Raw genomic sequence first — 26,971 nt, forward strand, 5'->3', positions numbered from 1 at the left:
AGGATCAAACTCTCCATAAAAGAAGTAAGCTTGATATAGCTCATTGATTGTTTAAGTCAATCACTCTTGAAAGTACTTTTGAAGTACTCAAATTATCGGAATTAACGTTGACATATTGTCATTCAGTTTTCAATGTTCATGTCATTTCTTTTTTTGACTCGACAAGAATTAATTATACATAAGTCGTTTGATAAAGTCAACAACTTTTTTCAATTAATTTTTCGTCTTTGTTTTAGCAACTATTGTGTCGCTCAACAAGATATAACTATACAGCCTTTTAAACAGTTTAACAATCATAAAAATTACACCATTTCAATCACTTTGTTATATAAAGCGCACATTGTTGTTTTTATTTTTAGGATTAATTGAAAAAGATGTTGTTCAATCATCCCGTATTCCTGAGTTCACCTTAATCATCGTCTACGAAAATCCAATCGTATCCACCAACAAACATTTTATCTCTCATTTTTCATGCTATCTTCGCTCAAATTCTTAACAATAAAAAAGGAAAGTGCTGGGACATCATCATATTTGGCTGTCTTATCATCATTCATCGATATATGTCCATAAAAAGAATAAGGACTGGGAAAACATGATATCCCAGCCCCTTTTCTTCATATAAGAGAAACCATTACATTTCCGTGCGTCCAGAAATGGCTCTCGACAATGTCACTTCATCAGCATATTCCAAATCGCCACCTACTGACAAGCCTTGTGCAAGTCTCGTGACACGAATACCTAATGGCTTAACCAGGCGTGAAATGTACATTGCTGTAGATTCACCTTCTAAATTCGGATTCATCGCTAAAATGAGCTCTTGAACTCCTTCATCTTTCAAGCGTTCTACTAAACTTGGAATATTAATATCTTCAGGTCCAATGCCATCCATAGGCGAAATCGTCCCATGCAACACATGATACAACCCTTTATACTCTTTCATTTTTTCCATCGCAATCACATCTTTATCATCTTCAACGACACAAATCATTGAACGATCGCGCTGTTTATCTTCACAAATATAGCATGGGTCTTGTTCTGTAATATGCCCACACACACTACAATAGGTAAGTTCTCGTTTGACATCCACGAGTGCTTTAGCGAATTGTACGACGTCATCTTCTTTCATATCTAGTACGTGAAATGCCAGACGTTGAGCCGTCTTAGGACCAATGCCTGGCAATTTCATGAAACTATCAATCAGTTTCGATATCGGTTGAGGATAATGCATCTTACATCATTCCTGGGATGTTAAGACCTTTAGTATGTTTACCTAAACGCTCTGCAGTTAACTCATCTGCTTTGTTCATCGCTTCGTTTGTTGCTGCTAATACAAGGTCTTGTAACATTTCTACGTCTTCTGGGTCAACAACTTCTTCGTTAATGATGACATCGACCACTTCTTTATGTCCAGAAACAACGACTTTGACCATGCCACCGCCAGCTGTTCCTTCAACGTGTTCTTCTTTTAATTTTTCTTGCTCTTCTGCCATTTTCTTTTGCATTTTTTGCATTTGTTTCATCATTTGTTGCATATTTCCGCCACCGCGCATAAATAAATCCTCCTTAATTTTCAACTCTATTTTGATAAGAGCGTAACTCTCTTAGATTCGATTTCAATTATACATACCTTTCAATCGCTTGTCATGTTTCTTCATCCATGAGATGCACCATCTCTTCACCGAACAAATCTTTCGCAGTTTGTACGACATCATTCTGTTGTTCGGCCGGTTTTTCCGCTTCTGATGCATTGTTTTGCGTACTGCGCTTACGATTAGAGATATAATCACTGCGTACCTGCATCCATTTATCAGCAGGGACGCCAACGACTTCAACCGTTTTGTTAATCATATCTTTCACGACGTTTTCAATACTTTGCTTTTTCTCTTCATCTTTTTTCAAAATTTCGCAATGAATTTCTTCATCAAATTTGATTAACACTTTATCTTCACTCGCTGCGACAGGTTCAGAATTTTGAAGAAGGCTGACGAGTGATTTTTGATTGCGATCTTTCGCATACTGAATCACATCCGCCCAACGTTCTTTAATGAGCGCAATATCTTCTTTATTCGCTTTATCTAACACTTTCGCAATTTGTTCAACAGAATATGTCGAACCGCTTCCACGACGTTTTGTTGGCGCCTGTGGTTTTGGAGGCGCAGAAGATGTTGAGATACCTTGAGATTTCAATGTTTGCAGTTCAGACTCCAATGCTTCCATTCTTCTCATCATGGCATCTTGTTGTTCAGTTGGTGCATGATTAACGACAACTTCCCCTGTACGGTCCACTTCTTTTATCATTTCAGACAACTTCACGAGCAAGACTTCTAAATGTACGTTTTGGTTCACACTAAATCGGATAGAAACAAGTGTATCGTTAATGACATCGATCATCTTATATAGAACCTCTAAATCGAATGACATGAGCGCATCATATGCTGTTTCTAATTGCGTCGTTTTCGCCATGATGGTATCTCTCACAAAATATATCATGTCATTAATGAGACGATTCACTTCTTTGCCTTCACTGACAAATTGATGATAGCGTTCAAAGGCATCATGCACGCGGCCTTGAACAACATCTTGGAAAAGGGCGTTGAGGTCAGACTCATCCAAACTTCCCGTCACATCTAAAGCATCCTTTAAGGTCAAACGTTCATCACCAAATGCAATCGCTTGGTCCATAATACTGAGCGCATCACGCATCCCACCTTCAGACACTTTAGCGATAAATGTCAAAGCAGCCTCATCAAACTCAATTTGTTGTTGGTGCGCGACGTAGCTCAAACGTTCCACGATTCGGTTGGCATTAATCGCCTTGAAGTCAAAGCGTTGTGCACGCGAAATAATCGTCGGCGGTATTTTATGTGGTTCAGTCGTCGCAAGAATAAAAATGGCGTGTGCAGGCGGCTCTTCCAACGTTTTCAATAGCGCATTGAACGCCCCTGTCGTCAACATATGTACCTCGTCAATAATGTACACTTTATATTTCGATTCACTCGGGGCATATTTCACCTTGTCCCGAATATTACGAATTTCGTCGACACCATTATTACTCGCTGCGTCAATTTCAATCACATCAGAATTGTATCCTTGTGTGATGCCTTTACAACTCGCACATTCATTACACGGTTCGCCGTCATCGCGTACTTCACAGTTAATCGCTTTGGCAAATATTTTAGCGATACTCGTTTTCCCAGTACCACGTGGTCCACTAAAAATATAAGCATGCGACTGTTTACCTTTAGCAATAGCATTTTTAAGTGTTTTGGTCACATGTTCCTGCCCTACAACATCTTCAAAACTTTGAGGGCGAAACATACGATATAATGCTTGGTAATCCAATTTGGCACCTCCGAATTAACAATGGTTTCATTATAGCACGTTACGACTGATTTGTATGGCGACACTCTATTCAAAAAACGCTTCTGGATAGATGACTTTACCGTTAGGCGGGTCCTCAAGTGTATCCCTCAAAAATTTGACCCGATACACTTCAGACGGCACATCAAATGGCGCGATAATGTCGTGTGCTGCTGCTTCTTCATAGCCTAGTTTTTCGTAGTATGCCGCATGTCCTAACACGACAATCGCGGTATAGTTCTCAGCAAACGCACGCTCCTCCAAAGCATGAACGAGCGCTTTGCCAATGCCTTTATTGCGATATTCAGCCACGACAGCTAATGGCGCTAATGCAAGTGCAGTGTATGTTGTCTCTTCATTTTGAATCGTCACTTCAGAACACATGCCGTGACCGATAATGTCGCCTTCATTCGTTTTTGCAACGACTTCTAATTCATAACGATAATTCGGTGACAAGCGAAGCCGTTTGACGAGGTGATGTTCTTGATGGTCAGACTCAGGAACATCTTCAAATGCTGTGGCAATCATGTCATATGTCGCTTCATAATCATTTTCTGTCGGTGTACTTAAAAAGATAGACATGGCTTCAACTCCTTTGCGTTAAAATAAAGTATAAAAAAAGAGCGACCCTTAACAGCCACTCTTGTATCTATTTCATCATACATGACATTTAATATTAAAACCGTGCACCTCTGTGTCGAATGTGCATCACAAACGTTACCAGAGTCGACAGCTAAATCTCGGCTACCCTACGGCACATACGAGGATCCACTTAATGCTGCTTCCGTCAGGACCTGACATGGTTCATGGGTTCATATTGCATAGGACCGAAATCTTCAAACACCTCGTGCTCTGGGCAGACTTCACAAATACACACCCTTCACAAAGGAATTCGGCCTCGCGTAAAGCGGATTTCGAGTTAAGGGAACCGCTACCTCCCCGCTTAGCACGGTACATCTAATAATACTATACTTCAGATTAGAATTGCAAGCATAATCAAAATTGCAAGCAATGAAAATCATGTATTGTTTCACCCATTACGATAAATGTGCATGTCGTCTTGAAAAATCAATGAACTTAAATTCAGTGGCAATATGTTTAGATACATTATACTGAAATTTTGTCGTATCTTTCAAATGAACAATGCCACGTACAGTTGCCGAATATTGCGGTGTCACATCACCAAATGCTGCTCGCTCTAATTCCTCAAATGGTTCGAATGTAATCGATTTGCTCGAAAAACTAATCTCATAGCCTTTTACTTTTTCAATATAATCGTATAAAGAGTTTTGGACAACCGCTTCAGATAACTCCGGAAACAAATCGGCACGCACATAATCTTCATCGACAATTTTCGTGATTCCTTCAATTTGACGATAGCGAATGAAATGCCATAATTCATCTTCAGCTGTCAGTTCCAACACCTTTTTGACTTGGGGTACTTCCGCCGCTTTTACCTTTTCAAAATGGACAACGACTGTTTCATAATGAAGACCGAGTTGTGTTTGAACCTCTTTAAAACTTTTCAAATCGGCAAACGGAAACTCTGTCATCCCTTGATAAATGACGACTGAACCTTTACCGCGAATTTTTTGAATCATGCCATCAAGGACGAGCATGTTCAAACTTTTGCGCACTGTTTCACGTGACACGTTGTATTTTTTCACCAACTGATGTTCAGAAAGCAATTGCTCACCGTATTCATATTCACCATTCAAAATCGCTATACGTAACCGTTCATAAATATATTGAAATTTATTTTGATTTTTCATCCGACTTGCCTCTCACTTTTCATTATCTCGCTACAACGATTGTTGCATACGCGTCGAGTTCATTTCCTTCAATTATACCATTTTGAAGGACGACCGAACCAGAATGATCCAAATCTTCCGGCAATGTCACTTTTTCTGAAGACATATTCGCGATAATCAACCAAGTATTTCCTTGATAGCGTCGTTCATACACAAAGAGTTGCGGATGATCGAGATAACGTGGCACCACTTCTCCGTACGTCACAATATCGTGTTCGTGACGCAACTGAATTAGCTTTTTGTACGTGTATAAAATGGATTCCGGGTCTGCCATCGCCGCTTCAACATTCACCGTATTGTAATTATCCGCAACCTCTATCCACGGTGTGCCCGTCGTAAAGCCGGCATGCGCTTCATCATTCCATTGCATCGGCGTTCGTGAATTATCCCGTGATTTTTGCCCGAGAATCGTCAAAATTTCTGCTTCGTCCATCCCTGCTTCACGCATTTCACGATACGCATTCAACGACTCCACATCACGATATTGTTGAATCGACTGAAAATGCGGATCTGTCATACCGATTTCTTCACCTTGATAAATATACGGCGTCCCTTGGAGTAAATGAAGAACGATCGCCAATGTTTTAGCACTTTGTTGACGCAATTCTTCATTCACATCACTCCCAAATCTTGAGACGACACGTGGCTGGTCATGGTTACACCAAAAGATCGCATTCCAACCGCCACCTTCATACATTTTCGTTTGCCAATCCATCAAAATTCGTTTTAATTCCAGCAAATCAAATTTTTCGTTCGTCCACTTTTGCCCATCACGATAGTCAACTTTTAAATGATGAAAGTTAAACACACTATTCAACTCTTGGCGCGTTGGATTCGTATATTGAATACAATGTTCAATGGACGTAGATGACATTTCGCCAACCGTCATCATCTCGCGCTCGCCAAACGTATGACGATTCATTTCGTGGATATAGTCATGTACACGCGGACCGTCCGTATAATACTCTTTGCCAATCTCGTCTGAGTCTTCAAACGTATCTTTAGAAATCAAATTAATGACGTCAAAACGAAAGCCATCGACACCAAAATCAATCCAATAGTTAATCACATCATACAATGCCTGTCTCACTTCAGGGTTATCCCAATTCAAATCCGCTTGGGTCACATCAAATAAATGCAAATAATATTCATCCGTCGCTTCATCATACTGCCACGCATTGCCCCCAAACTTCGACAGCCAATTCGTCGGCGGCCCATCCTCTGAGCGTCTAAAGAAATAATAATCTCGGTATGGGTTATCTTTTGACTGTCGCGCTTGTTGAAACCATTCATGCTCTGTTGATGTATGATTGATGACGATATCGAGCATGATTTTCAACCCACGTGCATGCGCTTCGTCAATCAACGTGCGCAAGTCTTCTTTATTCCCAAATTGCGCATTGACCTTGAAATAATCACGAATATCATATCCATTATCATTCATAGGTGAATCATAAATCGGCGTGAGCCATACATAATCGACCCCTAAAAATTGTAAATAATCTAGCTTTTCAATAATCCCTTTTAAATCGCCTTCCCCATTACCTGTCGTATCATTAAAAGACTTCGGATAAATTTGATACACGACTGATTTTTTCCAATCTTGCCTTACCATGTAAAACCCACCTTATTTTTCTTTATACTTGTGTGACATGTTAAAAATTACTGTTCTTCTTTGACCATTTTTTTCGTTTTTTCACGACTGAATTTCGAGAAAATGATCGTTAACACTGCCGGTACGACCGCCGAAATGAACGTCGCAATACCGAAAACACCCCAGAATTGCGATTTAATAGAAATGATCGCAGGTAAACCACCGACACCGACTGAACCTAATACGCCTGAGCCACCGACAATCGCACCAGTGACCATCGTCGTTAAAATGGCTGCGAAGAATGGGTATTTCAATGGCAAGTTGACACCAAACATTGCCGGTTCTGTTACACCTAAAAAGCCTGAAATACCAGATGTCATCGCCAAACCTTGTTCTTTGTTCATTTTACGACGTTTATAAACGAACCATGCGCCAAATGCAGCTGAACCTTGTGCTATGTTAGATAGTGCTAAAATCGGCCATAAGTACGTACCACCAAGCTCACTTCCAATCAGTTGGAAATCGACCGCTAAAAACATATGATGCAAACCTGTAATCACGAGTGGTGCATACAATAAGCCATACACTGCACCGCCAAACCAGCCCGCATTACTAAATAAAAATTGAACCGCTGATGTAATTCCTGTACCAATCCATAATGCGACTGGGCCAATGAATAAAAAGGCTAAAAATCCTGTCACTAACAATGCAACTGGGCCAACTACAAGCAGTTTAATCGAATCATGGACAACCTTGTTTAACCCTTTTTCAATTTGCGCTAATACATACGCAGCAAGGAGGACAGGTAGCACTTGGCCTTGATAGTTCAATTGTTCGATCGTTAAACCAAAAATGTGCCAAGCTGGAATTTCATCTACTTTACCAATGTCATATTGCGATAATAATTGTGGGTGCATCAATACGAGCCCGAGCACAATCCCTAATACTGGATTGCCACCAAACACACGCATGGCACTCCATCCGACTAATGCTGGCAAGAAGATAAATGCCGTCGTCGCAATGACATTAATAATATTGGCGAAATCAGCAACTTGCGGAAATCTTTCAATGATGGACGGTGCGTTACCTAAACCTTTCATCGTCAACACATTGTTAATCCCTAATAACAAACCAGCCGTTACGATAGCAGGTAAAATTGGAATAAAGATGTCACCGAGCAACTTAATCAAGCGTTGTAACGGGTTTCCCTTTTTCGCTGCCTGTGCTTTCGCTTCCTCTTTCGATACAGCTTGCGTATTCGTTTCTTCCATCAACACTTTGTATGCTTCGTCTACTGTTCCCGGACCAATCACAATTTGATACTGCTGGTCCGCTTTGAATTGTCCTTTAACAAGTGGATTCTCGCTCAACTTCTCTTTATCTACTTGACTATCATCTTTTAATACTAATCGCAAACGCGTCACACAATGTGTTGCAGACTGAAGGTTTTCCTCTCCACCAATTGCTTCGATTATGTCACGAACATCTTTCTTTTTCACTGCCATCACTGTCACTCCTTATTTAAAAACTTGTATAGACAAATTATAACTTGTACAGACAAGTTTTGTAAAGGATTACATTTTTATTTTCTTTTTTATTGTACTTTATGTAACACTTGCTCAAGATCACCATTGGGCTTTCGCTTGCCAACGTTAGCAAGATGAAGAAGCAATTTGTTTTAACCCTTTCGAAAATAAAAAGACCAGGAAAATCCATTCCTAGCCTTCTCGTTAAAACACGAATACTTCTTTTTAAAGGGGTATTTAAAACAAACTCTTAAAATATATGGTTTTTTATACCTGTATCATCATTTTTGGTTCTTAAAACGCAAATTTGGGCCAAATAAGAGATGTTTTTATGAAATTAAACTTTATCTTCACTTTTCTATACTTGATAAAACATCAAAAGAAATTTTTGAGTTATGTAATATCCCTAATGACCAACGAATTCAAGAAGTAATTAAACTTATGAAAAACCATAATATCCCAGATACTGACTATGAATTTCTTAAACTTTATGATTTTTATTTTGCAGATAATCCAGACATCGATTTTTAGCAAAAGCAGTGGCTTATTTTTTAAACACTGCCCTTTTACATGAAAATTAAAATCCTCATGTTTTTATTGTTCCTTACAGAACTAAAAAAAGAAAATAATGGGGTTAAAAACACCTAGAGTTGTATTAAAATAATAAAGGAATAAAAAAAGCAAATTGGAGGAATTAAAAATGAAAGTAAAAAAATTATCTAAATTCATCATAAGTGTGCTTAGTTTTGTTCTAGTATTTTCTTTTTTAATGTCTGCACCAATCAACGCTAAAGAATTAGAAGCACCCACTAAAAAAGAAATTGAAAAAGCTAAACAATTCGCCGAAAAAAGTTTGAAAATAAATACAGATGGCACATATAAAATCGATAAAAAATCAGCATTAAAAATATATTCTGAGTCAGAAATTAAAAACATAGATAAAACATTTCAATCTATAGATAAAAAAGTATTAGCTGGACTAAACAAAAAATATGGATCTCCTCAAAATAAAAACCAACAAGATGTTACTCCATATTTCGCGCCAGCAATTCCAATAGTAGCCATGGGTATATGGGAATTGCTAGGTTGGTTAGGAGCTATAGGTGCTGGAGCTATAGCCACAGCTTTTGCCCAAGATATGTATAGATACGGAGTAAAAAGTGCATGTAAAAAATTCGCTGAAAAAAATAAGCACATCAAATCATGGTGTGAAGCTAATGGTCACCTATAAAAAATAGAAAAAGTTATAACAAGAACAACTATAATATCAAAAACATCAACACCTTCATGATTAGAAGAAAGCAAAATGTTTTTGACCACATAGTTGTTTTTTGTTATGCTGCTTTCTTTTAATTTTTTAGAAACATAAACATATATGTATTTACAAAAAAGATAAACTGCAATTGTTACTACTAAAATCAGTAAAAATTTAATCATAATACCCTCCAGATTTATACGAATTTAATACATTTATTAATATAAAAAATATAACATAAAATCAAGGAATCAAGAATACCAAAAGCTTAAAATCAACAAAGAAAAAATTCGCTTAAACATTTTCTTTTATTCCAATTGCTTTATTGACGTTGAGCCTCGGAACCCTTAACAATCCCAAAACTTGTCGAATGGTCGGCTTAATAACTCACGCTATGCCGACATTTGTCTACAAGTTTAGTTAAGGGTGTCTCTCAACATCAATGGATTTTCTCGGCATAAAAGCGTCAACCAAATGTATAATCTGCTAAATCGGGAATTTTACAAATTGTAAAAAAGCACTTATACTTTAAGTAACAAATGAATTACTGTGAATCATCACAAAAAACCCCCACAGCCGGCAAGCTACGTGGGGGTTTTGCATACTCATCTGACTTGTCTAAACACTTACTGATATGATTAGCAACCACGCCAGCAAGTAGAGACAAAGCAAATATAGCAACAAATGATATTACTGTTAGAATCATCACAAACACCTCCTTTTCGCACGGAAGTGCAGTATCAATATAACATACCTCGAAGTAATTTAACGCTTTAACGCGACAGTTATACGTAAATTGCCTTATAAACACGTTTTAAGCGTTTGTAAGCTGTTTTAATCTTTATCCCAATATAATCATTACCTGTGATTCGAGGAGAGATGAAAAAACAAGCGCTGTCACCATGAGTAAAATTAAATAGATTTTTTCTTAGTCACCACTTTTAAAAAAGCGCAAAAAAAAGCCAAGCATTCAACCGCTTGAATGTTTGGCTTTTATATCTATTAGTCTTGGATTTTACTTATAATGGCGGAGGAAGAGGGATTCGAACCCCCGCGAGCCGTTAAGCCCCTGTCGGTTTTCAAGACCGATCCCTTCAGCCAGACTTGGGTATTCCTCCGTGTGACGAGCACATAACATATAATATTACAGCTCGTTCACATTGTCAACAAGAATTTTACAAAATTTATATAAAAACTTTATCCGCGATGTAGCGATGTACGGATTGCGCGACTTCACGGCCTTCTTTAATAGCCCAAACTACAAGACTTTGCCCGCGTCGCGCATCTCCTGCTACAAAATATTTTGACTGATTGGTACGATAATCTTTTGTGTCTGCCACAATTTTTTGGCGTTCTACTTTTAGCTGCAATGCGTGTGCTAATGGTGCGTTTACACCTTCAAACCCAATCGCAAGCAAGACCAGATCAGCCGGAATAAAAATTTCTCGATCATCCCCTACAATCGTACCGTCAGCATGATCACGTTGGACTTGCGCATAAATACCACGGACATCTCCTAACTCATCGACATCGAAGCGCATCGTTTGAATACCGTACGCACGGGGTTCTTGACCATATTTCGCTTCATATTCTTGGTGTGCATAGTCTTTTTTCAACACAGGTTGTGCAAGTGGCCAGCTATAGTTAAATTCAAAGCTTTCTGGTTTACGCGCTTTACGGTTGAATTGAATAATTGATTCACAACCATCACGCAATGCTGTCGCGACACAGTCAGCGCCTGTATCACCATCACCGATAACGACAACTTTTTTACCTTGTGCCGAGATTGTTTGCGTATCCGTTTCATTCAATAACAATTGCGTTTGTTCAGTCAGATAGTCCATCGCAAAATGAATACCGCGACCCATACGCCCTTCTAACGGCAAGTCGCGCGGCTTTTCTGCACCTGTACAAACGACCACAGCATCATACGTCTCATCCAGTTCACTTTTACTCACATCTTTACCGATTTCTACATTACACTGAAACGTAATGCCTGCGTCCTCTAGTAAACGAACGCGACGAAATACGACTTCTTTATCGAGTTTCATATTTGGAATACCATATGTGAGCAAGCCACCTGGTTTCTCATTTTTCTCGTATACGACCACTTGATATCCCAATGCATTCAATTCTTCTGCCGCCGCTAATCCAGCAGGGCCACTTCCAATAATCGCTACTTTTTCATCGCGACGAACTGAAGGTGTTTTCGGCTTCACCCATCCTTGTTCAAACGCTTCGTCAATAATCGTTCTTTCAATTCCCTTAATGGCTACAGATTCGCGATTAATTTTCATGACACATGACGCTTCACACGGTGCAGGACAAACATATCCCGTAAAGTCCGGAAAATTATTCGTCTCTGCTAAGCGTTCATATGCCGTCTTAAAGTCACCGCGATACACTAAATCATTCCATTCAGGGATATAGTTACCGAGCGGACAGCCCACCGTTTCGCGTTCAACCATTTCACCGACTTGGCAAAATGGCGTCCCACAATCCATGCACCGCGCCCCTTGTTGTTGTGCATCTTCTTGTGAGAATCGCGATTGATATGCCTCATAGTGATGAATGCGTGTTTCTAGAGGCATTTCTGCGAGCTTTTGCTTATCATATTTCATAAAACCTTTAAATTCACCCATAGTGCGCCTCCTTTAGTACACAGCAATCGGTTCCGCTTGTGCCACTTCATCTATATTTTGCTCATCATTAAATGCGGCTAATAACGCTTCGTCTTGTGATGTGCGTTGTTGCTGATGATAATGAATTTTTTGAACCATTTGCTTATAATCTTTCGGAATCACTTTGACACATTGCTGTAACTTTGCTTCAAAATCGGCTAAAATCGCTGCTGCCTTTTGACTTTCTGTATAAGCAAGATGACGTTCTAACATACCTTTTAACATTGCTTTTTCCGCTTCATCCTCGACAACATCAAAGTCTAATGTTGCAAGTTGATTACGCGCTTTAAATTGTGCGACATCTGAAGGGAACGCATAACATACGCCACCACTCATCCCTTGGCCAAAGTTTTTGCCGACGTCACCTAATATGACCACGCGACCCCCTGTCATATATTCAAGGCCATGATCGCCTACACCTTCAACGACAACGTGGACGCCGCTATTACGGATACAGAAACGTTCGCCCGCACGTCCATTGATATATGCTTCACCTTTCATCGCGCCGTAGAAACAAACGTTACCAACAATAATTTCGTCTTCACGTGCGACATTCGGTGCATTGACGACAATTTTACCGCCTGATAAACCTTTGCCGACATAGTCATTCGCATCACCGGTATGATGAAGCGTTAATCCTTGTGGCATCCATGCACCTAAACTTTGACCCGCGTGTCCGTGTGTTTCAGCGACAATTGTATCCGTTGGCAAGCCATTCAAACCATGCGCGCGTGTAATTTCACTGCCTGTAATAACACCGACGTTACGCTGTTCATTGCCGACTTCGAACTGACCATTAAAGTGACGACCTGCTTGAATGCTATCTTGCGTCGCTGGCAAGAGCGTCGTCAAGTCAAAGCCATGTTCTAAACCGTGTCGCTGTTCAATCTCTTTTGTACGCGGTCCATCGTGTTGATACAGTAAATTTTCAAGTTTCATTTCACGCGCTTTCGGATGATGGTAGGCAACTGATGAACGTTTCAATAAATCTGTACGTCCGACAAGTTCGTCTACCGTACGTATACCGAGTTCAGCCATAATTTCACGCAATTCCTCTGCCACAAAACGCATATAGTTCACCACATGTTGCGCTTTACCTGTATAAAGTTTGCGTAAGTCGCCGTTTTGTGTCGCGATACCGACCGGACACGTATCTTTATGACAGACACGCATCATAATACAACCTAAGACGACTAACGGTGCTGTCGCAAAGCCAAACTCTTCCGCACCTAAAATACAGGCATATGCGACGTCTTTACCTGTCAGCAATTTACCATCTGTTTCTAAACGGACACGTGAACGTAAATCATTCATCATGAGCGTTTGATGTGTTTCTGCAAGACCGAGCTCCCACGGTAATCCCGCATGCTGAATACTCGTTTTCGGCGAAGCACCTGTTCCACCGTCATAACCACTAATGACGATTTTATCTGCAAATGCTTTCGCAACCCCTGCCGCAATCGTACCGACACCTGACTTAGATACAAGTTTCACGGTAATGTCTGCATCACGATTGACATTTTTCAGGTCATGAATCAATTGTGCTAAATCTTCAATCGAGTAAATGTCGTGATGTGGCGGCGGTGAAATCAAGCCGATTCCTGGAGTAGAGCCACGTACCTCCGCAATCCACGGATACACTTTACTACCTGGCAACTGACCGCCTTCCCCTGGTTTAGCACCTTGTGCCACCTTGATTTGAATCTCTTTCGCATGTTGTAAATAATGACTTGTGACACCAAAACGACCTGAAGCGACTTGTTTAATCGCACTTTTGAAATCACGTCCGTCTGGTTGCGGTTCATAGCGTGACAATGCTTCTCCGCCTTCACCGCTATTACTTTTACCACCGAGTTGATTCATTGCCTCCGCTAATGTTTGGTGCGCTTCTTGTGAAATGGAACCATAACTCATCGCCCCAGTTTTGAAGCGTTTCACAATTTCCTCAACCGGTTCGACTTGTGCAATATCGATGGCTTGTTGTGATTTGAACGTAAATAGATCTCGAATATGGCTGCTCGTTTGGTCATTTGCGACTTTAGAGAATGCTTTAAATTGTGCATAATCATTGTCGCGACACGCATGCTGGAGTAACCGAATCGTTGTTGGATTGAATGTATGATGTTGACCTTGTTGACGCCATTGGAATGTACTTCCTGGGTCTAATGTGTCACCTTTAACGGTCTGACGCGCCTTGTTTTCGGCGTCTAATGTTTCAATGGAGATACCCGATAATTTAGAAGTTGTGCCCGTAAAATAGTCGTCAATGACCGATTCGGATAACCCTACCGCTTCAAAGATTTGTGCCCCTTGATAACTTTGAACCGTAGAAATACCCATTTTCGCCATCACTTTAATCAGACCCTCTGATAAAATGGCGTTGTAACGCGCGACATTTTCGGCCACTACACCGTCTAATCTTCCGCGCTCTGTCAATTGTGCAATCGTTTGTTGGGCAAGGTACGGGATAACTGCATTCGCACCGTAACCAACTAAACAAGCGAGGTGATGCACTTCTCGTGTTTCACCAGAACTTGCGACAATACTTGTTTGCATCCGTAAATTTTCACGAATTAATAATTGATGAATATGACTCACTGCTAATAACATCGGCATAGCATATTCATTTGCTTCGGTCACGTCACTATCGTTTAATACGACGATTTCTACCCCTTGACGGACCGCTTTGACAACTGCTTCCCCTAAGTCGTCTAGCGCCTCTTTCAATTCACCTGTGTAACCTGTTGAAAATTGGGCTACCGTAAACCCTTCTTGTCCGATGACGTCTAATTGTGCGGTTGTCAACACAGGATGTTTGAGTTGCACCCGCTTGAGTACATCTGGTCCAGGTGCAAGTAAATTCCCCTCTTTACCTAAATAACTCAATTCACTCGTTACAATTTTTTCACGATACGCGTCAATCGGCGGGTTCGTGACTTGTGCAAAGAGCTGTTTAAAATAATTAAACAGTGACTCGGGCTGTTCACTGAGCACGGCAAGTGGCGCGTCGTAACCCATTGCACCAATAGGATCCTTACCCCCCGTCACGAGTTCTGTTAAATATTTGTCCAACTCTTCTTTCGTATAGCCAAAGCGTTGCTGCATTTTAAGTACATGGTTTGTAGCGACAGGTCCTCCTTCATAAGGGACCGCTTCCAAATCGAGCTTATGTTGGTAACTTTCCAACCATTCCAAATACGGTTGCTGCTCTGCAATTGCAGTTTTTAATTCATGGTTTTCGATGACTTTATGTTGATTGAAGTCAACGAGCAGTAGCTTACCTGGATTCAATTGCCCTTTAAACACAACATCCGCCTCATCGACATCCACGACACCGACTTCTGATGAAAAGACGATTTCATTTTGTTTCGTAATCGTATAACGGCCTGGTCTCAAGCCATTACGATCGGTTAAAGCCCCTAACTTATCACCATCACAGAATGAAATCATTGTCGGTCCATCCCACGGCTCCATTAAATAGCTATAAAACTCATAGAACGCACGTACTTTCGGGTCATTACTTTCGTTATACAACCATGGTTCTGGAATGAGTAACATTGCCGCTTGTTCAGGCGACATCGCTAAACTTAAAAACTCCAACGCATTGTCCACAATTGCCGAGTCACTCCCCGATTCATCCAATACTTGATGCACCTTATATTGCTCCTCACCGAAAATTGTTTCAATGAGGCGACGTTGACGGGCACGCATCCAATTGACATTACCTTGAATCGTGTTAATCTCACCGTTATGCATGAGCAAGCGGTTTGGATGTGCACGCTCCCAACTTGGAAAGGTATTCGTACTAAAACGTGAATGTACCGAACCAAATTTCGATATGTATGATGGATGTTGTAAATCGACATATAATGATTTAATTTGATCTGAACGTAACCATCCTTTATAGACAATGGTACGTGTCGATAAACTCGTGAAATATAAATCTAATTTTGCGCTTTCACTATATTTCTCGATTTGTTTACGCGCAAGGTATAATGCACGTTTAAAGTCGGCAGCACTGTCATTCACGACGAACAGTTGTTGAATGACCGGCATCGTTTCCGCTACATGTGGTGCCAGACACGTCACGTCAATAGGTACTTGACGATAACCGATCACACGCAATCCTTCTCCTTCAAATATGGACGCGATTGCTGCTTCATGTTTTGTGTCAGAAATCATGACGTTCGCAAATAACATCCCTACCGCATAGTCACCTTCAGCTGGCAAATCAAAATCAGTGACTTCCGAGAAATATTGATAAGGCACTTCTGTCATGATGCCTGCACCATCCCCCGTAATACCGTCTGCACCAATCCCTCCACGGTGATCAAGACGGCGTAACATTTCTAAAGACTTCTCTACAATCTCATGAGAACGTTCGTTATTCATGTTGGCATAAAAGCCAATACCACATGCATCATGTTCTTCACGACTGTCATAAAGTCCGATTTTGGAATTTAAGTAATTGTTAGACATTTCTGACACCTCCCTTTAGTAATATTTCAACTATATAGCAAAGCGATTTATCACATCAATATATACTTGAGATGAAATTCATCTAATTTTGAGATAATATAAATACAAAGAGGTGGAATGCTATGGAATTGAAACAACTCAAATACTTTGTCGAAGTCGCAAAACGTGAACATATTTCGGAAGCCGCACTCGAATTGAATGTTGCGCAATCTGCAATCAGCCGTCATATTCACAATTTAGAAAACGAACTCGAAACATCATTATTTTATCGACGGGGTCGCAATGTATTTTTAACTGCAGAAGGTAAACAATTACTTGAATATGCACAACAAATTCTCGAGCAAGTGGATCTCACTTTGTCGCAGTTTCAAACTCAAGTCGAACAGCAACAAAGCGTGTTCACTATCGGTTATATCGATGGGTCAATCGGTCAAATTTTGCCACAAGTATTACAAACAATCGAAAATGAACTGTCATTGTCACTCATTCCAACATTATTAGATGAACAAGAGTCATTACAGGCGTTACAAGCACAAGAAGTTGACTTCGCACTCACAACTGCCACAACCACTGACCCTGCATTTGAAGTGGTGCCCTTATTGGAAGAAACCTACGCCTTATACGGCGACCTACACGAGCCCATGCTCAACGTACCGAATCCGCCATTAACTCATATACTGAAACAACCGCTATATTTGCTCGAGCCGATACCTGCAGACTTCAAAACATATTTGATAACGCACGCCGAAAAACCTATACGTCTGTTAAATCACGATCAATTTGCACGCTTTATTTTACGCAATCAAAAAGGTTTCGTACTTGCACCGACGTACGTCAACTTATATAGTCAAAATCAGCAATGGAAAAAAATTTCATTGTCACATACAGATTTCAAAAAAACGTTACACCTCATTTATCGACGCGATTTACAAAAACCATTACGAGATGAAGTCATTCAAATCATCACGACACATATACAACAACGTTCGGTTTATCATTAAGGAGAATGATTTATGAAGCAACTTTCGAGAAAAGCAAACATCAGCATCATCGTAGTAAGTATGATCGTCGCCATTTGTGCGATTGCATTCACACGGTTGAATAGTTCGTTCTATCATATACCACTTGGTGAAGTGACGAAAATTGAAAGTCATCACCAAGAAAAGTCAGTAGATGAACAACATAACCAAGATGTGAAATATGAAGACGTGTTACAAATCAAATTATTAAACACGGAACAACAAGGCGACACCCTTCATGTTGAACACCGATATAACGCATCCAAAACTGAAGAACAAGCATACCAACCTGGAGATAAGGTGCTACTGCATAAAGGGAACCATCAAAAAGATACATATATTATTGAGAAAAAACGCGATACCGTACTCGTTACAGTCATCAGCGCGTTCTTTATCGCATTACTCATTGTTGGACAACGAATCGGACTGCAATCCATTCTATCGCTCGTCGTGAACGCACTTGCCATTTTGTCGGCAATCAGTTTGTATCACGCCTATCCGCAAATGAATTTATTTATATTAATGAGTATCTCAGTCATGATTGCGACTGTTTTAACACTTTGGCTCGTCATTGGTTGGTCGATGCGTACGATCGTCACCATTGTGAGTACTTTACTTGGAACGTTCATTTGTATTTTTATCGCATGGAGCGTCATTGGTCTGACGAGTGGCCAAGGGATCAAATATGAAACGATGAGCTTTCTCACGATCCAGCCTAGAACCGTATTCCTCACTTCCGTCATGGTCGGGACACTCGGCGCAGTGATGGATGTCGCGATTACGATTTCAAGTGGCATGTATGAAGTGTTACAGCGCTCACCACGTATTTCAATGCAACGATGGGTGCTTGCAGGTCGTAACATCGGTCGTGACATTATGGGGACGATGACGAACATTTTATTATTCTCATATCTTGCGGGCAGTTTACCGATGTTGTTGCTTTATTTAAAAAACGGCAACACGCTCACTTACAGCATTAGCATGAACTGGTCATTAGAAATTTCCCGGGCAATTACAGGCGGAATTGGTATCGTCTTAACTATTCCACTGACGATTTTTCTCATGCGTATATGGTTCAGCTTTCGAGGAGGTGAAGTGCGATGAATGCGATTGTCATTTTAGGTTTCATTCTATTCATACTGATGCTCATATTCGGTGGTAAAACCGGACTCGTGTCATTTTTAACGCTATTTTTAAACTTTATCATTTTGTTTATTGCCGTACTGGCTATCGTTTTTGGCGCACCTATTTATGTCGTCACGTTCATTTTTTGTATTATTGTCTCCATGGTTAACTTGTTTTTGCTGAATCGTTTTAATACAAAAACATTAGCCGCATTTATCGCGAGTATGGTCACGACACTATTAATGATTGTCGCCGTTTATCTGTCGGTTCATTGGGGGCATCTGCAAGGGTTCACCCAAGAAGAACAAGATGCAACCTATATCTTTTTATTAAATATTGGTATTAATATGGAACAGTTTATGATTTTTACTGTATTGCTCGCCGTCATTGCAGCAGTGATTGATCTCGCCATTACAATCAGTTCACCGGTATTCGAATTACATGAAACGAACCCTTCATTAACCGAACGTGAACTGTTTCAATCAGGCATGCGCGTTGGTCGAGAAATTTTAGCGACGTCCGCGAACACGATTTATCTCGCACTGATTGGTGGTTCAATGACGATTGTCTTTTGGTTTTTCAACTTGCATTACAGTTTCGGCCATATGCTCAACGCCAAATTATTTGCACAAGAAGTTATTACGATTGCTTTAGGTGGGATTGCCATTGCAGTCTGTATTCCGATTACGGCTATGATCACGGCTTGGCTTGTGAAGCATCGCCATCAACTCCCTTTTCACTTGGACTGAGCTTCACACCGCTTGAAAAAGGGTACAATGTGAACGAGGTGAATTTTTATGACAGCGATTCATATTCATGGTGCACGTCAAAACAACTTAAAAAATATAGATGTCTCCATTCCGAAACATCAGCTGACGGTCGTCACTGGACGGTCAGGATCCGGCAAGTCTTCACTCGTCTTTAATACGATTGCCGCAGAGTCCGAACGTCTTTTAAATGAAACTTATTCAAGCTACATTCAGCACCAACTGACCCAATATGAAAAGCCTGACGTGGACCATATTGAAAACCTACCCGTGGCGATGGTCATCAATCAAAAAAGGCTCGGTGGCAACTCACGTTCAACAGTCGGCACCATTTCTGATATTTATGCGTCTGTTCGACTGTTGTGGTCGCGGATTGGCACACCTTTCGTCGGCTATTCAGATGTCTTTTCATTCAACAACCCGAATGGCATGTGCGAGCGTTGTCAAGGGCTCGGCTATGTAGAAGATATCGACTTAAATGAACTGATTGATTTCGACAAGTCACTCAATGAAGGTGCCATTCGTTTCCCTTCCTTCAAGCCAGATAGCTGGCGCGGTAAACGTTATCGCTATTCAGGTTTGTTTGATAATGATAAAAAGCTCAAAGACTATACAGAAGAAGAGCTCAATACTTTTCTTTATACCGAGCCGACACGATTGAAAAATCCACCTTCAAATTGGCCAAAAACTACTAAATTTGAAGGTTTGATTCACCGCTTCCGACGTTCATTTTTAATTAATGATAACTTTGAGAAGAAACGCTTTTTAAAAGACGTCGAGCGTGTGGTCACCAAGCAAACGTGTCCGGTCTGTCACGGACAACGCTTGAATCAAAAAGTGCTCAGCTGTAAAATTCACGGCTTGAACATTGCCGATTTCACAGCTCTAACGATTGAAGAAACACTCCCTTTTTTAGAACAAATCGATAGCGACAAAGCGACATATATTATCGAACCGTTAAAAGCACAACTCCAATCATTGAATGACATTGGGCTGAATTATTTAACACTCGCGCGTGAAACAACGACCCTTTCTGGCGGAGAGTCACAGCGGATTAAGCTCATTCGTCACTTGAATAGTCCATTAACCGATCTCGTGTACATTATCGACGAACCAAGTGTCGGCTTGCATCCAGCAGATATTGAAAAAATTAACGAAATCATGCTCAATATTCGTGACAAATGCAACACGGTTATCATCGTCGAACACGATCCGGACGTCATTAAAATTGCCGATCACGTGATTGACATCGGTCCTGGCGCGGGTAAACACGGAGGTCAGATTACATTCGAAGGCAGTTACGAACAACTCAAACAATCCGATACTGATACCGCTCGTGCACTCACCCGTCAACATCACCTGAAAAAGTCGACAATTCGTGACGACCAAGCATGGTTACATTTAGAACATCTACATCACAACAACTTACAAGACGTCTCTGTTGCGATTCCGAAAAATGCACAAACGGTCGTGACAGGTGTCGCTGGTTCAGGGAAAAGTTCCTTAATTAAAGGCGGATTTGCGAAACACGAAGATGCGATACTCATTGATCAAAAAGGTGTCCACACTTCCAATCGGTCGAATTTATTAACGTATACCGGTATTTTCGATGATGTTCGTGAATTTTTCAGTAAAGCAACCGGTCTGAAAAAGAGTATGTTCAGCTATAACTCTGATGGGGCTTGTCCAAACTGTAATGGAAAAGGCGTGCTCAAAACTGAACTCGCCTTTATGCCAGATTTTTCACAAGTATGCGAAGTGTGTGGCGGCACCCGTTATCGTCCGGAAGTGTTGGACGCGAAAGTCGACGGTTATTCTATCGCGGACGTGTTAGCACTCACAGTGGAAGAAGGCTTGTCACTCTTTCAGACACATGAAGCCATCGCGCAAACGTTAAAAGCGCTACAATCGACCGGCCTCGGCTATATGACACTTGGCCAGTCACTCGACACCTTATCGGGCGGCGAAATTCAACGTTTAAAACTGACGCGCTATATGATTGAACCTGTGTCAGAAAAAATCTTCATTTTCGATGAACCGACCACAGGCTTACATGAAGATGATATTCCGATATTACAGGCACGCTTTGACCAACTCATTGAAGAAGGCCATACCGTTATCTTAATCGAGCATAATATCACAATGATGACGCAAGCAGATTGGCTGATTGATGTCGGACCTGGCGCTGGGAATCAAGGGGGACGCGTCCTTTATAGCGGACCACCAGCAGGACTGAAAGACGTTGCCGAATCACGCACCGCGCCTCATCTCTTTCGTAGCTTGTCGAAATAAATGGCAACAATAGCGTTGTAAAAACGTTTGATTTATGACAATCGCCTGCCAGTGCACAACATCTCGCTAAGTCTATCGAGGCACGATTGAGGTAAAATCGAATAACTCAAAGCACGATTAACTACGACATCATCAACACAAAAACTCCGAGGCTTTCGTCATTCATTGACAAAAAGCTCGGAGTTTTCTTTTACTTATCGCATCGCGCACTTAGTTTTATTGACTGTCTTTTGCTTTAATCACAATTGAGTTGCCATAATAAAATGCGACTTGTGTTGTTTTTGTATCGTAAATTTCGCCTTGTTTCACATGATCACGTACAGATTTGTCACTATGATTAATTTTTTCAATCAATAATGTCATATTAACTAATTTGCCTTGGTTATCGATACCGAAAATGACGTCATTTTTCTCGTAGTAAGTTACATCTTTTTCGACGTAATATTTTTTCACATCGTTCCCTACTGCCTTTTTAACATCAGCGAATGTAGACTGACCGACTTTTAAACCTTCATATTTAAAGTTGTCGTGTTGTAATGCACGGTAAAAGTTCTTGTCCTCTAAAGCTTTGTTGTCTTTGAAGTTAAATAAGCCATGATATGTGTAGTACGGTGTTTGTTGCGCTGTCGCAGCATTTGCATCTGCATGGATGGCGTTCGTGCCTGCTGTTGCTCCTAATAATGTGCCTAATGATAAAGTTGTCGCTACTGCCATTTTTGTGACTTGGTTCATGTGTACCACTCCTCTTTCTTTCTCTTGATACGATTCTAAATCTATAGAATTGATGTTATTTGTAATCGTCTAATTCAATTTCCACTTTATAATAACTTATATATCATATTGCTCTTCACTTGAATGATAACAAATTGAGTTAACATTTTCATCCAAAAGCGTTTCGGTCATTGGTCTGAACTTATTCTACAACGTTGTACCTAATCCAATGTCTACAATCATTGAATCAATGTGCAAATGTTGCGTTTTAACTCACCACTAATGTTATAATGAATGACATCATACTTTATTCATTGGGGGAAGTATTATGGCTAAAAAATCTAAAAAATCATTAAGCGTGCTTTCAACTGCATTAACGGGTGCAACATTAGTTGTAGACTTTTATAATTCGTATATTTATCGTTCAAAAAGTCGTAAGTTAAGCTATATTTCAGTTGGGCTTGGCTTAGTAGATGTCGTATTAAGTTTCTATTTATCACTCGGCGCTAAAAGTAAATTTACAAAAGCATGGTCATTCTTCTCAGCAAGCCGTCAAGTATGGAGTGGCATTCAAAAGATTCAAGCCATTCGTACACGCGGCTAGAGCAAGATTCCTATACTTTTTTGCACAACAAATAAAGGCGTGAACATGAAATCCAATGTCATATGACGATTTCTGTTCGACGCCTTTTTATTTGCGATATGCCTGATAAATCATTCGCCATGGGCCTTCATACATGAGTTTATAAATATTTTCGACTTGCGCATCAATAGGTAAACGCGCCTCATCCATGACCCAGGTGCGCATTAATGACCACATACTTCCTAACACGAAAGCATGAAAATAACGAAACGGAATCCCATCAATTTCATTGGGGTTTGGCAATAAACTTTTGAGATTCAATGCAATCATATCTCCTATTTTTTGCTCAATTTCAAGATTGCGACCACTACTCAGAAGCACTTGATAACGTTCAATGTCTTCAGAAATCATGTTTAACATCGCTTTGGGGATTTCTTTAAATACGATGGCAGCTTCTTCCACAGTATCTAACGTTTTGAGCTGATTCGCCTTCTCCTTAAAATTCAACCGCATCTTTTCTAAAACTTCAAACTCAATTTGATCCAACAAATCATATTTATCATAATAATGTTGGTAAAACGTCGCACGGTGGACGTCCGCCGTATCTGCAATTTGTTGTATCGTAATTTTGTCTAACGATTCATTTTTTAATAATTGAATGAGCGCCTCTTTAATCGCATTGGTCGTTTTACGAATGCGTCGATCCATCTCACTCCCCCCTTCACCCATCATTAATACACTTTTCATTATATTAACACACCTTTGATTAAGCGCGTAATGACGTGCATCAATAATCATGATTACGAATGTGTTAATTGTATATGACATGAAGTTCAAACTTTTTGATATTCTAACAAATAAAGCGTTAAATTTTATAGTACACCCGTCGTTGCAAAAATAAAAAACGCGAGCGACACAAATCATTGCATACTCACGCTTTTATCGATTAATGAATATATTTGAATGAACTTACACGAGAAGCTGGAATTGTACGGTATGTTAACACGCCAGGTGCTGCAGTAAAGTTCATTTCTGAGACTAAAATACTTCCGTCTGGATTAATACGTTCTACATAAGAAACGTGACCATAGTAACCTAAGTCAGACTGTAAAATTGACCCTACTGTTGGTCGGTGATCGATCAAATAACCGTCACGTGCGGCATTGTCATCCCACGCATTGGCATTCCACCAATATGTGCTAATCGGTTGTCCCATTGCTTGACGCTTATTGAAGACATACCAAGTACATTGACCCCAGTCATAAAGGTTTTGATGATTAAATGTAGGTGATTTGTAACTCGGCGCTGTTGACGACGGACGTGAAGTTGTTGGTGTAGCCGTTGTCGTCGTTGCTGTACCTTTCACCTTTAACTTTTGACCTGGAAAAATTAAAAACGAGTTTAAGCCGTTCAAATCCATAATATGGCGATATGTCGTTCCATATTTAGATGCAATCAATGACAATGAATCTCCAGGCTGTACAGTGTAGTAACTCGTATTGCTTGAACTTGTTCTTGGCGCTGCACTGCTCGTTGTTGTACGATTTGTTCTAGCGCTTGATGATGGACCACTCACATTTAATTTTTGTCCTGGTAAAATCAAGAAGTTGTTCAAGCCGTTCCATTTCATAATGTTTTGGTACGTTGTTCCATATTTAGCTGCAATGCTAGATAAAGAGTCCCCGTAACGTACCGTATAAACAGTTGATGACGCACTGCTTTGACTTGAATGTTGTGTAGTTGTACGCGTCGTACTGCTACCTCCAGATACCTTCAACACTTGATTTGGGAAGATTAAGTTAGAATTTAATCCATTATATTGTTTAAGTTGCGCTATTGTGATATTGTGTTTCGTTGCGATAGACCAAAGTGAATCCCCAGCTTTAACGCGATATGTTGTCGAAGCATCTGCATGAGCAGTTAATGCTGTTGCGGCAGCCGTTGTTCCTAATAATGCCGCTATGAACTTTTTACGCATTCGTTTCCCTCCTTATAATATAGAAGATAGTATTCTTATACAGTTTTATATTATACACGGATTATCATGTAAAAATATGTCTGTTATATAACATTATGATTACAAAAACCATTATGCCAGTATTCAAAAGGGACATATATTTGCCCCTATTTATTTGAAAAGCAAAATAACAGGCAACGTAACATCTTACTAACATTGCATCATTGTGTGATATAGGTGCATTCATGATTGTTTATAACAGGAAACGCATACATGACAATTAGGTTTGGGGATGGGACACAATCGTTCTTGATGCGATGGATGCAGTATTGGATTTAACTTATCCTCCTATGATTTGCGGGATTTGATTGCCCTGATGGCTTCGCGTTCCCAGGGAACTTGTCTCAACTAGCCAACGCTTAATTGAACGATGACATACATGTAGCGTTGGCGGATTTTGGGAGCAGTACAGAAATCTCATGTATAACAAAGATTTCGTCGTACTGCCCCCGCAAGGCTGACTAGACTTCTCAAAAGCATGCGTATTGAGAAGTCAGACAGCTACTGCGATAAACAGCAACCACTATCAAAGTTAAAAGACGACATTTTGTTTTTAACGATATCCCTCGGGAGTCTCAGCCTCTGGGCAATCTTACATCAAATGCTGCCCTGAAAATATGCCAGTAGCGAGTGACGTTGCCTCAAAATAAATCAAGAATCACCAAGGACAGCGTAAATCGTACACAGATCCATCCACCTATAATTAAAAATAAGTCATTCAAAACATTAACGATATGTATGACTCTGACCATAATCATTACACCTCTTATTGAAAGTCATCACTATGAGCTTGCTCAAAAATATTTCAATTTATTAAAATGATATCATTTTAATATGATTCTTATTTAATACATTAAGTTTCATACTCTTCACACTGAATTAAAACGAATATGAGCAAAAAACGAACCTAAGACTTTACACAAACATTTTTTGTAAGAAACCTTGTTTGCGTTGTTTTAACAAGTCTACTTTATGGAATTGTTTTTCGATTAATTGATCCATATTAGAAATGAAATCGATAATTTTATGTTGCTCTTCCATAGATGGTATGTCTATATTCAACTTCATCAGCTCTTTTTTTGAAATATTAAATCTTGTCGAGCCTTGAGCTAAAATCGTAATCATTTTTCGCATTTTTTGACTTCTTAAAACCCTAGAAAGGTATACAGAGTTAATGTAGTTTACATTAAGTCTAAAACCGAAACAAAAACTATTCAAATAAACGTTTTCCTCATACAACCACACAGAGCTCATGCCAACCTCGTGTGGTACCTCTGATGAAGTAGTAAATAATACGTCACCATACTCTACTAAATTTTGTTTTTCATTATTCTTCACATTAACTTTTTCTGTGAGCTTCTGTTTAGCTATGTTGTTTTTAAAAACGTTCATATATGTTATAAATTTAGCATCACCATGTCCAAAATCTTCTTTATCTTTACTCGACAGTCCAGAAAAAGTAGTTCCTAAATCTCCTAATTTCGAAATAGTCCACTCTGGATAATCATTTCCATTATCATCTTTAAATCGAAGTTCTTGTGAGAAAATCTTTTGCATATAGCCTTTTTTCTGTTCTTCCAACAATGTTAATTTTTGTTCTTCTAATTCAATTTGACGGTCGAGTTTGACGAAGAAGTCACTAATTTTATTTTGTTCTTTAATACTAGTATTAGGGATTTTAAAATTTTCTATATCCTTTTTAGTAATATTAGGATCTTTTCTACTACTTGCGGCAACACGGTGCCATTTTT

At 39.9% G+C, this 26,971-nt stretch carries 21 protein-coding genes, 1 tRNA gene and 1 other RNA gene; 6 read left to right on the forward strand and 17 right to left on the reverse strand.

Annotated elements, in window-relative coordinates:
• Nucleotides 1-631: 631 nt before the first annotated feature.
• From recR to treP, 8 genes are all read right to left on the reverse strand, one after another.
• The gene (gene recR, locus CD138_RS07315; RefSeq protein ID WP_019166098.1) at nucleotides 632-1,228 is read right to left on the reverse strand and encodes a recombination mediator RecR; all 597 of its coding nucleotides are present in this window, start codon (nucleotides 1,226-1,228) and stop codon (nucleotides 632-634) included.
• Nucleotide 1,229: 1 nt separating this feature from the next.
• The gene (locus CD138_RS07320) at nucleotides 1,230-1,550 is read right to left on the reverse strand and encodes a YbaB/EbfC family nucleoid-associated protein (RefSeq protein WP_019166099.1); all 321 of its coding nucleotides are present in this window, start codon (nucleotides 1,548-1,550) and stop codon (nucleotides 1,230-1,232) included.
• Nucleotides 1,551-1,641: 91 nt separating this feature from the next.
• Nucleotides 1,642-3,342: a DNA polymerase III subunit gamma/tau gene (gene dnaX, locus CD138_RS07325; RefSeq protein ID WP_019167584.1), complete on the reverse strand. Its 1,701-nt coding sequence runs from the start codon at nucleotides 3,340-3,342 to the stop codon at nucleotides 1,642-1,644.
• 66 nt (nucleotides 3,343-3,408) lie between these two features.
• Nucleotides 3,409-3,942, reverse strand: coding sequence for a GNAT family N-acetyltransferase (locus CD138_RS07330; RefSeq protein ID WP_019167585.1), 534 nt, complete (start codon nucleotides 3,940-3,942; stop codon nucleotides 3,409-3,411).
• Between the two features lie 100 nt (nucleotides 3,943-4,042).
• An RNA gene (gene ffs, locus CD138_RS07335) (signal recognition particle sRNA large type) lies at nucleotides 4,043-4,312 on the reverse strand.
• Between the two features lie 85 nt (nucleotides 4,313-4,397).
• On the reverse strand, nucleotides 4,398-5,132 hold the full coding sequence (treR, locus tag CD138_RS07340) for a trehalose operon repressor (RefSeq protein ID WP_019167586.1): 735 nt from the start codon (nucleotides 5,130-5,132) through the stop codon (nucleotides 4,398-4,400).
• 22 nt (nucleotides 5,133-5,154) lie between these two features.
• The gene (treC, locus tag CD138_RS07345; RefSeq protein ID WP_019167587.1) at nucleotides 5,155-6,786 is read right to left on the reverse strand and encodes an alpha,alpha-phosphotrehalase; all 1,632 of its coding nucleotides are present in this window, start codon (nucleotides 6,784-6,786) and stop codon (nucleotides 5,155-5,157) included.
• 47 nt (nucleotides 6,787-6,833) lie between these two features.
• Nucleotides 6,834-8,270, reverse strand: coding sequence for a PTS system trehalose-specific EIIBC component (gene treP, locus CD138_RS07350; RefSeq protein WP_019167588.1), 1,437 nt, complete (start codon nucleotides 8,268-8,270; stop codon nucleotides 6,834-6,836).
• A gap of 721 nt (nucleotides 8,271-8,991) precedes the next feature.
• Between treP and CD138_RS07360 the strand changes: the two genes are divergently transcribed.
• Nucleotides 8,992-9,522 (forward strand): hypothetical protein, encoded by a 531-nt coding sequence (locus CD138_RS07360; protein ID WP_019167589.1) that lies wholly within the window; start codon nucleotides 8,992-8,994, stop codon nucleotides 9,520-9,522.
• Here the strand turns inward: CD138_RS07360 and CD138_RS07365 are convergent.
• The 5 genes from CD138_RS07365 to gltB form a co-directional block, all read right to left on the reverse strand.
• A complete protein-coding gene (locus CD138_RS07365) occupies nucleotides 9,513-9,728 on the reverse strand; it encodes a hypothetical protein (RefSeq protein WP_019167590.1) in 216 nt (71 codons plus the stop codon). The two genes, CD138_RS07360 and CD138_RS07365, sit on opposite strands and share 10 nt — an antisense overlap.
• Before the next feature lie 362 nt (nucleotides 9,729-10,090).
• Complete coding sequence (locus CD138_RS14210) at nucleotides 10,091-10,252, reverse strand: hypothetical protein (RefSeq protein ID WP_019167591.1); 162 nt, start codon at nucleotides 10,250-10,252, stop codon at nucleotides 10,091-10,093.
• 319 nt (nucleotides 10,253-10,571) lie between these two features.
• Nucleotides 10,572-10,664: transfer RNA gene (locus CD138_RS07370), tRNA-Ser, on the reverse strand.
• 66 nt (nucleotides 10,665-10,730) lie between these two features.
• On the reverse strand, nucleotides 10,731-12,188 hold the full coding sequence (locus tag CD138_RS07375; protein ID WP_019168970.1) for a glutamate synthase subunit beta: 1,458 nt from the start codon (nucleotides 12,186-12,188) through the stop codon (nucleotides 10,731-10,733).
• A 12-nt stretch (nucleotides 12,189-12,200) separates the two neighbouring features.
• A complete protein-coding gene (gene gltB, locus CD138_RS07380; protein WP_019168971.1) occupies nucleotides 12,201-16,706 on the reverse strand; it encodes a glutamate synthase large subunit in 4,506 nt (1,501 codons plus the stop codon).
• Between the two features lie 122 nt (nucleotides 16,707-16,828).
• Here gltB and gltC point away from each other — a divergent pair, with 122 nt between their 5' ends.
• Genes gltC through CD138_RS07400 form a run of 4 tightly spaced genes read left to right on the forward strand, consistent with a single transcriptional unit; the run spans nucleotide 16,829 to nucleotide 21,909 of the window.
• Nucleotides 16,829-17,707, forward strand: coding sequence for a glutamate biosynthesis transcriptional regulator GltC (gene gltC / locus CD138_RS07385; RefSeq protein WP_019168972.1), 879 nt, complete (start codon nucleotides 16,829-16,831; stop codon nucleotides 17,705-17,707).
• A 12-nt stretch (nucleotides 17,708-17,719) separates the two neighbouring features.
• Nucleotides 17,720-18,829, forward strand: coding sequence for a YibE/F family protein (locus CD138_RS07390; RefSeq protein ID WP_019168973.1), 1,110 nt, complete (start codon nucleotides 17,720-17,722; stop codon nucleotides 18,827-18,829).
• A complete protein-coding gene (locus tag CD138_RS07395) occupies nucleotides 18,826-19,599 on the forward strand; it encodes a YibE/F family protein (RefSeq protein ID WP_019168974.1) in 774 nt (257 codons plus the stop codon). Before CD138_RS07390 ends, CD138_RS07395 begins: the two co-directional genes overlap by 4 nt.
• A gap of 48 nt (nucleotides 19,600-19,647) precedes the next feature.
• Nucleotides 19,648-21,909, forward strand: a complete 2,262-nt coding sequence (locus CD138_RS07400) for an ATP-binding cassette domain-containing protein (protein ID WP_019168975.1) — start codon at nucleotides 19,648-19,650, stop codon at nucleotides 21,907-21,909.
• 216 nt (nucleotides 21,910-22,125) lie between these two features.
• Here CD138_RS07400 and isaB read toward each other — a convergent pair whose 3' ends face one another.
• Entirely contained in the window at nucleotides 22,126-22,641 is a 516-nt protein-coding gene (isaB, locus tag CD138_RS07405; RefSeq protein WP_019168976.1) for an immunodominant staphylococcal antigen IsaB family protein, read from the reverse strand.
• Nucleotides 22,642-22,948: 307 nt separating this feature from the next.
• Here isaB and CD138_RS07410 point away from each other — a divergent pair, with 307 nt between their 5' ends.
• A complete protein-coding gene (locus CD138_RS07410) occupies nucleotides 22,949-23,224 on the forward strand; it encodes a hypothetical protein (protein ID WP_019168977.1) in 276 nt (91 codons plus the stop codon).
• Nucleotides 23,225-23,311: 87 nt separating this feature from the next.
• Here CD138_RS07410 and CD138_RS07415 read toward each other — a convergent pair whose 3' ends face one another.
• The 3 genes from CD138_RS07415 to CD138_RS07425 all read right to left on the reverse strand — a co-directional run.
• Nucleotides 23,312-23,950, reverse strand: a complete 639-nt coding sequence (locus tag CD138_RS07415; RefSeq protein ID WP_019168978.1) for a TetR/AcrR family transcriptional regulator — start codon at nucleotides 23,948-23,950, stop codon at nucleotides 23,312-23,314.
• Between the two features lie 199 nt (nucleotides 23,951-24,149).
• Nucleotides 24,150-25,181 carry a LysM peptidoglycan-binding domain-containing protein gene (locus CD138_RS07420; protein ID WP_019168979.1) on the reverse strand — a complete coding sequence of 344 codons (1,032 nt, stop codon included), beginning with the start codon at nucleotides 25,179-25,181 and terminating at the stop codon, nucleotides 24,150-24,152.
• A gap of 954 nt (nucleotides 25,182-26,135) precedes the next feature.
• Nucleotides 26,136-26,971: restriction endonuclease subunit S (locus CD138_RS07425; protein WP_103265976.1), on the reverse strand; the 836-nt coding region annotated here is incomplete at its 5' end.

Source organism: Staphylococcus intermedius NCTC 11048, assembly GCF_002902385.1.
In the GTDB taxonomy this organism is placed as follows: domain Bacteria; phylum Bacillota; class Bacilli; order Staphylococcales; family Staphylococcaceae; genus Staphylococcus; species Staphylococcus intermedius.